This window comes from Dolosicoccus paucivorans, assembly GCF_900100125.1.
In the GTDB taxonomy this organism is placed as follows: Bacteria; Bacillota; Bacilli; order Lactobacillales; family Aerococcaceae; genus Dolosicoccus; species Dolosicoccus paucivorans.
Window position 1 is genome coordinate 1 of the sequence record NZ_FNEL01000056.1, and the last position, 11107, is coordinate 11107.

At 39.0% G+C, this 11107-nt stretch carries 8 protein-coding genes and 1 pseudogene; 1 reads left to right on the forward strand and 8 read right to left on the reverse strand.

Going from position 1 to position 11107, the window contains the following annotated elements; all coding sequences use genetic code 11:
* Positions 1–154 precede the first annotated feature (154 nt).
* From purD to BLR79_RS07455, 8 genes are read right to left on the reverse strand one after another with little or no spacing between them, the layout of a single operon-like run.
* On the reverse strand, positions 155–1408 hold the full coding sequence (gene purD, locus BLR79_RS07420; protein ID WP_092086502.1) for a phosphoribosylamine--glycine ligase: 1254 nt from the start codon (positions 1406–1408) through the stop codon (positions 155–157).
* Between the two features lie 15 nt (positions 1409–1423).
* Positions 1424–2926, reverse strand: coding sequence for a bifunctional phosphoribosylaminoimidazolecarboxamide formyltransferase/IMP cyclohydrolase (gene purH, locus BLR79_RS07425; protein ID WP_092086505.1), 1503 nt, complete (start codon positions 2924–2926; stop codon positions 1424–1426).
* The gene (purN, locus tag BLR79_RS07430; protein ID WP_092086508.1) at positions 2926–3477 is read right to left on the reverse strand and encodes a phosphoribosylglycinamide formyltransferase; all 552 of its coding nucleotides are present in this window, start codon (positions 3475–3477) and stop codon (positions 2926–2928) included. The genes purH and purN overlap by 1 nt, the downstream gene beginning before the upstream one ends.
* Positions 3471–4499: a phosphoribosylformylglycinamidine cyclo-ligase gene (purM, locus tag BLR79_RS07435; protein WP_092086511.1), complete on the reverse strand. Its 1029-nt coding sequence runs from the start codon at positions 4497–4499 to the stop codon at positions 3471–3473. Before purM ends, purN begins: the two co-directional genes overlap by 7 nt.
* Positions 4500–4502: 3 nt before the next feature.
* Positions 4503–5750: an amidophosphoribosyltransferase gene (locus BLR79_RS07440; RefSeq protein WP_092086514.1), complete on the reverse strand. Its 1248-nt coding sequence runs from the start codon at positions 5748–5750 to the stop codon at positions 4503–4505.
* 1 nt (position 5751) lies between these two features.
* Positions 5752–6225, reverse strand: a complete 474-nt coding sequence (purE, locus tag BLR79_RS07445; RefSeq protein ID WP_092086517.1) for a 5-(carboxyamino)imidazole ribonucleotide mutase — start codon at positions 6223–6225, stop codon at positions 5752–5754.
* Between the two features lie 4 nt (positions 6226–6229).
* The gene (locus BLR79_RS07450) at positions 6230–9793 is read right to left on the reverse strand and encodes a phosphoribosylformylglycinamidine synthase (RefSeq protein WP_092086520.1); all 3564 of its coding nucleotides are present in this window, start codon (positions 9791–9793) and stop codon (positions 6230–6232) included.
* An 8-nt stretch (positions 9794–9801) separates the two neighbouring features.
* Positions 9802–10476: a phosphoribosylaminoimidazolesuccinocarboxamide synthase gene (locus BLR79_RS07455; RefSeq protein WP_092086523.1), complete on the reverse strand. Its 675-nt coding sequence runs from the start codon at positions 10474–10476 to the stop codon at positions 9802–9804.
* Positions 10477–10846: 370 nt separating this feature from the next.
* On the opposite strand from BLR79_RS07455, the pseudogene BLR79_RS07460 reads away from it, so the two are divergent.
* Positions 10847–11107, forward strand: a pseudogene (locus tag BLR79_RS07460) (IS30 family transposase); the annotation flags it as partial.

Below are 11107 nucleotides of genomic sequence, written 5' to 3' on the forward strand. Positions count from 1 at the left end.
CAAGTCAGTTCTTTCGTGGTAAGATGTGTATAGGCCATTTTGTGTCTACTCCCTTATTTATGATTGGACTCATAAATAGTGTAGCACAAATGGTCTTATTTGTTTTTTTCTAGCTTAATTTTACAATTCAGGTTATAAAGAATGATCCATTGAGTTAGTTTAACCCAATATCATTACGGTAAACTAAGTTTTCTGATTCGATTTGTTCAACACCTTGATAAGCTAACTTGCGCGCTTCTTCTAAGGTTGGTTGTTTTGCGATGACAGTTAAGACGCGGCCTCCGTTCGCATATAATTGACCATTTTCTTCAGCTGTTCCGTTATGAACCACCCACAACTCTTTTGTATCTTGTGGTAAGTTATTAATCGGTGTCATTCGTTTAAAGTCGGTTCCTGGATAGCCATCAGCGTACATTACGACACCACAAGTGGCGTCTTGAGTCCACTTGAAATCGTCTTTTGTTAATGTTTCGTCCAATGCTCTTTGAATCAATTCGACTAAATCTGACTCAAGACGAGGTAAGAGAAGTTGGGTTTCCGGGTCTCCAAAGCGTACGTTAAATTCTAAAACAGACGCTTTTTCATCTTCAAACATAAAGCCAATGAATAACACCCCTGTAAATTCATAGCCATCTTTTTTAAAGCCTTCACTAATTTGGTGAACGATCGCATCAAAAGAAGCTTGAATGTTTTCATCTTCTAATTGAAGCGGTGAATAACAACCTACCCCACCGGTATTTTCCCCTTCATCAAAGTCCTTAGCGCGTTTATAGTCGCGAGCCGTTTGTAGAGGGAAGATTTCGTTATTAGACACTAAACAAATTAAGCTCATCTCTTCGCCGGTTAAGAATTCTTCAATGACGACTTTACAGCCAGATTCACCGAAAATTTCATCGACTAACATTTGTTGTAAGGCATCTTTTGCTTCTTCAAAGTTTTGTGCGATATGAACACCTTTACCTAACGCTAAGCCGTCGGCTTTAATAACGAGCGGGTAATCTTGATCTTTAGCATAATCAACTGCCGCTTCGTAGTCAGTAAACTCTTCGTATTTAGCCGTTGGAATATCGTGACGAATGAGAAACTCTTTAGTGAAGTGTTTACTTCCTTCAAACTGAGCACACTCTTTATTCACCCCAAAGACACGAACACCTGCGCGACGTAATTGGTCACTTAAACCACCACATAATGGGTTTTCTGGTCCGACAATGACAAGATCAATGGCTTCTTTTAAACAGAACTTTTCAAGGCCGTCAAAGTCCATCACATCTAAAGGCACATTTTGAGCAATCATTTTGGTCCCGGCATTTCCTGGGGCGACAAATAATTCATCAACTAAAGGAGATTCTTTGACTTTAAGAGCAAGGGCGTGCTCACGCCCCCCACTTCCAATAATTAATACTTTCACTGAAATTCCTCTTTCTTAATGTTTAAAGTGACGCATATGAGTCATTAATAAGCTCATATCCGCTTCTTTTGCCGCTTCAATAACTTTTGGATCTTGAATGGATCCACCTGGTTGAATCACTGCTTTTACGCCGTGCTCTTTTAAGATATCAATGGTATCACCAAAGAAGAATCCATCACTTGCTAGAACAGCTCCTGCTGGATCTTTAATCGCACGGTCTACAGCCTTTTCAACCGCCCATGAACGTCTTACTTCGCCGTGACCTAATCCAATGGTTTGACCGTCTTTAGCTAAAACGACCGCATTTGAGTTTAAGTGTTTAGCCACTTTCCAAGCAAAAATTAAATCCGTCATTTCTTCATCACTTACCGGACGGTCAGTGACGTTTTCTAATTCGTCTTCGTTAAATAACTCTACGTCTTTATCTTGAACTAACAAACCACCAATGGTTTGACGGATTTCTTTAGCTGCTTTAGCTGGTTCATCTAATCCATCCATTGTCACTAAGCGTAAGTTCTTTTTCTTTTGTAGAACTTCTAAAGCTTCTGGTGTAAAGGATGGAGCGATAATGATTTCTAAAAACAGTTGTGACATTTCTTGAGCCACATCTTCTTCAACAGGACGGTTAAAGCCGATAATGCCTCCAAAAATTGATACAGAATCCGCTTCATAAGCTTTTAAATAAGCGTCCAGCGGGTCTTTACCAATGGCCACACCACATGGGTTCATATGTTTAATTGCCACACAAACAGGTTGTTCAAATTCTTTAACGATGTCAATACATGCGGTCATGTCGTTGAAGTTATTATAAGACAATGCCTTTCCATGTAATTGAGTAAAAGGTACGTCATCTGTTACATAGTAATCCGCTGCTTGGTGCGGGTTTTCGCCGTAACGTAACGTTTCTTCGTGTTGGTAGTTTAATGTTAAATTGCTTTGACTTGTTTCTTCGTCTAATAAATAGTTGGCAATCATTTGGTCATAAGCACTGGTTAAAGCGAAGGCTTTTTGTGCCATTTTTTGACGGAAAGCCACTGTATTTTGATCTTTTTGTAACGCTTCTAAAACTTCGTCATAATCTTTAGGATCCGTTACGATTAATGTATCTTTAAAGTTTTTAGCCGTCGCACGAATCATCGCTGGTCCACCGATATCAATCATTTCAATAATTGATGCTTGAGTAGCCCCCGGCTTATTCATCGCTTCTTCAAATGGATATAAGGTATTAATGACCATATCAATGGGACGAATGCCTTTTTCTTCAATAGTTGCTTCGTGATTTTCATCCCCGCGACGGTATAATATACCTCCGTGAATGTAAGGATGAAGTGTTTTAACACGGCCATCTAAAATCTCTTCAAAGCCTGTCACTTCTTCTACCGCAATCACAGGAACATCTGAATCTTTAAGTAAGTCATAAGTTCCCCCGGTAGAAATAATTTCCCAACCTAATTCAACTAATCCTTTAACAAAAGGAACAACATTGGTCTTATCGAATACTGAAACTAACGCTCTCATTATAGTTGACACACCTCTTTAATTGATTGTATTAATAATTGATGTTCGACTTCTAACACCTTTTGTTGCAAGGTTTCCGGTGTATCCTTTGGATCAACAGGAACCACTGCTTGATTAATAATGCGGCCATCGTCATAAATTTCGTTGACGAAATGAACGGTGGCTCCAGTATATTTAACACCCTTTTTAATAGCTGCTTCATGGACTTTCATCCCATAATAGCCTTTGCCACTAAAAGCAGGAATTAAAGATGGATGAATATTAATAATCTTTTCCGGATAAGCTTGAATAATTTTTTCCGGAACTTTTCTTAAATAACCTAAAAGCAAGACATAATCGACGTCATGTTCTTTTAACGTATTTAAGATGTCATCTCCGTCTTGTAGGACATATTGATCGATGCCGTGATTTTTTGCTCTAGTTAATCCATAAGCAGAAGGGTTGTTTGAAATAACAACCGCTACTTCTGCTTTAGGAGTCGTTTGGCAATAATCAATCACCGCTTGTAAGTTTGTTCCTCCACCTGAAATTAGGACCCCAAACTTTACCATGTCACTTCGATTCCTTCAGTTTGATTATCAACAGCACCTAAGACTTCAAATTCACTACCTAAATCATTTAAAATGTTTTGAGCTTCTTCAAGAGAATCTTCTGGAACAAAAACGACCATACCAATACCCATGTTAAAGGTATTGAACATTTCTTGTGTTTCAACATTTCCTAACTGTTGGATCGTTTGGAATACTTGTGGCACATTTTCTTGTGGCCAATGAATTTTTAAGCCTGTTTCTTTAGGTAAGACGCGCATTAAGTTCTCATCTAAACCACCACCGGTAATATGGGCAATTCCGTGAAGAGATACTTTTTCTAAAAGGCCATTAATTTCTTTAGCGTAAATTTTAGTTGGTGTTAACAATACTTCACCAATACTCTTGTCGTAACCTTCTAGCGTATCTTTAAAGTCAATGTCGTTAACTTCTAGCGCTTTACGAGCAAGAGATAAGCCGTTAGAGTGAATACCTGATGATTTTAAAGCAATCGCAACGTCACCTGGCTTAATCGCTTCTCCGGTAATAATCTTTTCTTTGTCCACCACACCGACACTAAAGCCGGCTAAGTCATAGCTTTCTGGGTCGTATAAGTCAGGCATTTCAGCTGTTTCGCCGCCAATTAGAGCAGAGTCACTTTGTTTACAACCGTCCACGACCCCTTGGATAATTGCTTGCATTTTCTCTGGATCTAATTCGCCTGTTGCGATGTAGTCTAAGAAGAATAATGGCTTAGCTCCTTGACATAAAATATCATTAACACACATGGCTACTAAGTCCACTCCAATAGTGTCATGCTTATCTAATGCTTGAGCGATCATTAATTTAGTTCCCACACCGTCTGTTCCTGAAACTAAAACCGGCTCTTTATATTCGTCTTTATTTAACGCAAATAGTCCTGCAAATCCACCAAGACCCGTTAATACTTGTTTGTTATGAGTTGATTCAACCATTCCTTTAATCAGTTGAACTTCTTCATAACCTTTTTTTACATCCACACCACTATCTTTATACGTTAATTTCATTAATTATTCATTCTCCTTAAAATATGGATCATATAAGTTTTGTTTGTTACATGCTTTTTTAAGTCCTTCAATCGAGAGGAAAGCAACTGAATCACTACCGATTAATTCGTTCATTTCTTCAAGGCTGCGGTTATAGGCAAATAAATCTTCTACATCCGGTACTTTAACACTGCCACTATCTTTACTACGGTTAATAACCGGTGGGCAGGCAATACGAACGTGAACGCTTTTGGCCCCTACTTGTAAAATATCTTTTACTGTTTCGTGAATGGTTGTTCCCCGAACAATGGAGTCATCCACTAAAATAACATGCTTGCCTTTTAAATTAGGACGAATCGGTGTTAATTTAATTCGAACGTCTTTAGCTCGAAGAGAAGCGTCGGGTCTAGTAAAAGTTCGCCCGATATAATGGTTGCGCACAAAACCTTGTTGATAAGGAATGCCAACTCCGTTAGCATACCCCATCGCCGCAACAATTCCCGAGTCTGGTGCACCAATAACAATGGTTTCTTCTGGGTCAAAAACGACGGTTTCTTCCGTTGCTAGTTGGTAACCCATTTGATAGCGCGCATTATAAACGGATTCGCCATCCATAATGGAGTCTTGTCGTGCAAAGTAAATGTATTCAAACGCACAAACTTGGGCCGGACGATCGGTTCGGTTATAACTTTTAAGTTCGTCTTTATTTTGAATAATAATCTCACCCGGAGCAATGTCACGGTAGCACTCGCCACCGATAACATCAATCCCGCAACTTTCAGAACTTACAATAAATGACGATCCACGGTACCCCATCACTAAAGGTTTAATCCCACGCTTATCTCTTGTGGCGATTAAGCGGTCCTTTTCCATGTAACATAAGGCAAAGCCGCCTTCTAATTGATCTAAATAAGCAAGGCATTCTTCATCGGCATTACGTAAGTGAACCATTAAATCAATCATAGAAAAGTCTTCATTACTAATGACGCCATCCACTGTTAAAATCGCATTGTCTAATACAATGGGCATTTCAACCCCTAGGCGGTCATTTTCAATGTATCCAATTCCTTTACCCCCAGTTAAAAAGTGAGCATCGGAACTAGATAAGTTGTCTTTAATGAGTCCTTGTCCAATTTTTAAACGAGTTGTTCCATTACTGGTCGCAATCCCAACAGTTTCTTGACCACGGTGTTGTAAGGCATATAGTCCGTAGTAAATATCTTCAAAAGCTGAATCGTCGTTATGATGGGAGACTGCAAAAATACCACTCATTTTATAGGTCTCCTATTGCTTCGTCCATTGCTTTAACAGCTTCTAACATTTCTTGTTTATGGTTCTTTAACTTTTGTTGTAATTCTTCGTTACCGATCGCTAACATTTGAGTGGCTAAAATACCTGCGTTCTCGCCACCATTAATCGCAACGGTCGCTACAGGAACGCCACTTGGCATTTCAACCGTTGAAAGTAGCGCTTCTAAACCGCCCAATGTACTTGACTTAACAGGCACCCCAATAACTGGTTTAATAGTCATTCCAGCAATGACTCCAGATAAGTGGGCTGCTTTACCAGCAATTCCAATAAACACATCCGCTGTTGAGTTTTCAACAGCGTCTTGTAATGTGTCTAAAGCACGGTGTGCTGAAATAACGGATACTTGGTAATCAACACCAAATTCTTTTAAAATGGCAGTTGCTTTTTGAGCGATTTCTTTGTCACTTTGACTTCCCATAATGATATGTACGTTCATAATGTTAGTTGTCTCCTTTATTTAGTTGATTGAATAATGACTCGTAACGTTTCGTTACACTGTTAATTAATGTGTTTGGTGCAACACGTTCGATGTTACTGATGAACCCAATAATGTGACCTGATGGATCTTGAATACCGTCGATTGATTGGTGATCAAAAGCTTCTTCAAAGACAGAGATAATTTGTCCTTGTTGTGCAAGTGTATCTTCTTCACCATTTAAATCAATGCCTAGCCATGATGAAGCCACTGGCACGTTAAAGCTTTCGCCTTCTAATCCTTTAGTAAAGATTGATGAACCTAAAATCTTAATGGTTTGCGTACGGCTTAAGAATTTATCCACTGGGTTTTTCACTAAGCGGTAATTTGATCCTTCTTGAACTTGTCCAAATTCAATAAGACCTGTCTTAAGTAACGCATCAACTGAAGTTCCAGTTGCTAAAATATAGTGATCTTTTACAAATTCATTAACCGCGTCTTTAACTTTTGGATGAGTTAATAGTAATTCCCATGCTTTAGCTGGCGCATCAGGTTCATTACCGTAAGCCGCACCGTGTGGAATAATCAGTAGATCGTGTTTACTTAGTTGGTCTGCAAATTGAGCGATTGTTTCTTCCATTCGCTCTGTTTCAAAGACAAATTCAGTCACGTCAATGCCGTTTAACTGACATGCTTTAACATAGTCTTGTTCTGTTTGTACACCAGTAAAGATCGGCAGTAATGCCTTTTTGATAGTTGGTGTTTGAACAGCTAACGGTTCAACAGAATAATTGTTATTTAAAGCTTTCATATCAAAGCGGTGGTAAACGTATTCTAATGGCTCTTGTGTCCATTCGACTAAATCTTTAATTTGATAGGTTTCACCGTCTAATGTAATGACATCTTCTTGAGTGTGACCTAACACCGTCGCATGTTTGAAGGTTGATTCATCAAAGTCGTCTTTAACTTCTAATAAGAATGAACCCATCATTGGTTTTGTGTAATCCCCTTTTGGTAATTCAAACCCAATATGGTTACCATAACTCATTTCCACTAATTCTTTTAAGACACCAAGGCGTGAAACCGTTGAGCTAGCTAAGATATCGTGGCGGTGTTCAAAGATCGTCTCAAAGGTAGCTTTTAAAGCTTCCATATCCACTGTTAAGTCGTCCTTTAATGGTTGTTCAACTAAAACAATTTTAGATCCAGCTTGTTTAAAGGCTCTTGAAATGACGCCGTCCACTTCACCATGTCCAACCGCAAAGCTAATAACTGTTGGTGGAACATCAATTTCTTCGTAACTTCCACTCATACTATCTTTACCACCGATAGCTGGAATTTGTAGATCAGTCATCGCTAAGTTTGCGCCTAGTAAGGCTAAGAACGGTTTACCCCAACGAGCTGGGTTTTCGCCTAAACGTTCAAAGTACTCTTGCATGGATAAGCGAGCTGTTTTGTAGTCTAATCCTAAAGCGACTAAACGCGCAATAGAGTCTACTACCGCAAAGTAAGCACCGTGGAATGGTGAATAGCTCATTAAATGAGGATCATAACTTGCTGTCATGGCTGAAACACTTGTTGTTGTCGCATGAGGTAGTAAAGAAACCATTCCTAACTCTGGGGTCATTTCGCATTGACCGCCGTAAGGGCTAAGAACTGTTTGCGCACTGACCGTACTGTCAAAATAGTCTGCCATGGCACGTTGGCTACGGTTATCTAATGACTGGACATAGTCTTTCATTGTTGTAAATGGTTGTGTTGGCACTTCACCTTTTGGTTGAGTGGCTTCAACATGGGCTTGTTTTGTCGCACCGTTTGAGTTTAAGAACGAACGATCAATATCAAAGATCACGCGGTCTTGCCAAGTCATCACTAGTTTTGGCTCTTCGGTTACTTCAGCTACGATCGTTGCTTCCACGTCATCTTTTTGACAAAGAGCTAAAAATTGATCCGCATCTTCTGGCGCCACAACGGCAGCCATACGCTCTTGGGATTCAGATAAGGCAATTTCGCCCCCATGCATTTGTGGGTATTTTAACTTTACAGCGTCTAAGTCAATATGAATACCATCAGCTAATTCTCCTACCGCAACGGATAATCCACCGGCTCCAAAATCGTTACACTTTTTAATTAAACGTGTCACCTCTGGATTGCGGAATAAACGAACAATTTTACGCTCAGTTGAAGGGCATCCTTTTTGAACTTGAGCACTTTGTTCTTCTTCCGTATCGTCGGCTTCTTGAACCATACTTGATCCAACTGCCGCTCCTAAACCGTCTTTACCCGTTTTTCCACCTAGTAAAATAATAACGTCTCCTGGTGTAGGGTTCTCACGGATAACGTAATCAGCTGGTGTTGCCGCAACAATCGCTCCTGCTTCCATACGTTTAGCTACAAATCCATCATGGTAATATTCTTTAGCATAGTTTTGAGCGATTCCGATTTGGTTACCATAATCAGAATAACCTTCAACGGCTTTTTGACTAATATTTGATTGAGCTAATTTGCCAGGCAATGTCTCTTCTACGGGTTCACTTGCATCTTTTGAACCACTAATACGCATTGCTTGATAAGCATAACTACGACCTGACAATGTATCTCGAATCGCTCCACCTAAACAAGTCGCTGCTCCTCCGAAGGGTTCGATTTCTGTTGGGTGGTTATGGGTTTCATTTTTGAAGTATAAGACCCAATCTTCAGGACCTTCCGCTGTTTGAACCGTCATATTAACGGCACAAGCGTTTACTTCATCAGATACAACAACGTCACTTGCTAAACCTTCTTGTTTTAAGTAGCGAGCTTGAATGGTTCCTAAGTCCATTAACGTCATCGCACGGTCTAAACGTCCTGTTGCTTGACGTAATTGTTGGTATACTTCAAAGGATTCCTTAAATAAATCAACAAAAAAACCATCCTCAAAACGCACATCGGTTAGATGCGTTTCAAATGTTGTGTGACGGCAATGGTCAGACCAATAAGTATCTAATGCTTTTAATTCAGTCGTGTTTGGATCACGGTTAATTTCTTTAAAGTAATCTTGAATAAACATTAAATCGTCTAAATCTAATGAGAAATCACGTTGAAGTTCTTTTAGTTGGTCTTCATTAAAGTCCATAAAGCCTTCAATCGGATCTAAATCTTTTAAACTAGATAAACGTACAGGATGTACTTGGTAATCTAAAGGAATTTCGACAAACTCCATCGGGTTTAAAACATAAGATTTAAATTGTTCAAATTGATCATCATTAACGCCTTCAACATTAATGAGGGTGGAATGATGTACAGTTGTATTTAAGTGTAATAATTCGTTAAGTTGTTTTTCGACCATTACTTGACGTTCGTTATATTGCCCTGGAATTGGATGATAACGGAATTGGTAAGGTGCTTCTTCAAGTTCGTAGGCGACGTTAACATCGTCAAATAATTTTGCTTCAATTTCTTGTAACTGTTCTTTTGACACGTCAAAAAACTCATACACATCATAAACAGACACATCTAGTGTGTCGATATGTAATAAGTGATGAGCGTTAGATAATAATTTTTGTTTATAAGTATCTCGGTGGGGATGAGCGCTAATAATTAACTTCATAATTCCTCCTAAAAAAATGTGGCTAATTCTAAATGACCGACTGATTGGTCACCTTGATATACACGCATATTTCCAGCTGAAACTTCATCAATTAACATTAACTTTCCATCTTTATCTCGTCCAAACTCAAGTTTTAAGTCGTATAACTCTAACCCTTTGTCGGCTAAATCATCTTTAATGAGTTGTGAAATTTGTTTGGTCGCTTTTTTAATTTCGTCATATTCACCAGGACGTAAAATATTTAAAGCAAGCAACGCATCTTCGTTAACTAATGGGTCTTCACGTTCATCGTCTTTTAGTGTAATTTCAACGTATCCGTCTAGCTTGTCGCCATCTTTAGCATATAATCCATAGCGACGAATAAAAGATCCAACGGCACGGTAGCGACAAATTACTTCAATTCCTTTACCAAAGAATTCGGCTGGTTTAACATCCATCGTTTGGTTTTCAATGTCAGAACTTAAGTAATGAGTAGGAATACCTTGATCTTCAAACATTTCAAAGTAATAGCGGCTCATTACAACGTTAGAACGGCCACTTCCTTCAATGGATAACCCTACTTGGTTCGCTCCAGGGTCAAACACTCCGTCAACACCGGTTACATCGTCTTTAAATTGCAAACGATATGTTCCATCCGGTAAAGCATAAACATCTTTTGTTTTTCCTTTATACACTAAATCCAAAACGGCACCTCTTTTATCTAATTTTTTCAACTAAAAAAAGCCCAGAGAAGTAGGTCGCAAAAAGAAACCTACCCCTCTGGGCTTTTATCCCTTAGGTGTCACGAAGCATTGCCTCACTAGTACCGCTTGGACCAGACAAACAGTCATGCTTCGGAACCCTAGGTACACTTTCTTCCTAATTCCATTAGGAGCTTTTTAGTTACCTTCATCCTATCTTAAGCGCATCAAAAGATCAACTATTACCCGAAATAAAATACCAGTTTAATCAATTTATACCTGAATTGTAAAATTAAGCTAGAAAAAAAACAAATAAGACCATTTGTGCTACACTATTTATGAGTCCAATCATAAATAAGGGAGTAGACACAAAATGGCCTATACACATCTTACCACGAAAGAACTGACTTGGATAGAAAACTACTACGAAATTGGCGAAAAAGCTTACATAGTCGCTAAAAAGTTAAGAAGATCTGCTCAAACCATCTATAATGTCTATCATTATTTAGACGATGGTGGAACTATCATCGACTATTATGAAGGCTACAAAGCTAACAAATCTAAGTGTGGCTCTAAGAAGAAGCAGTTCACAGAAGATCAAATCACCTATATCAATGACCGAGTGTCACAAGGG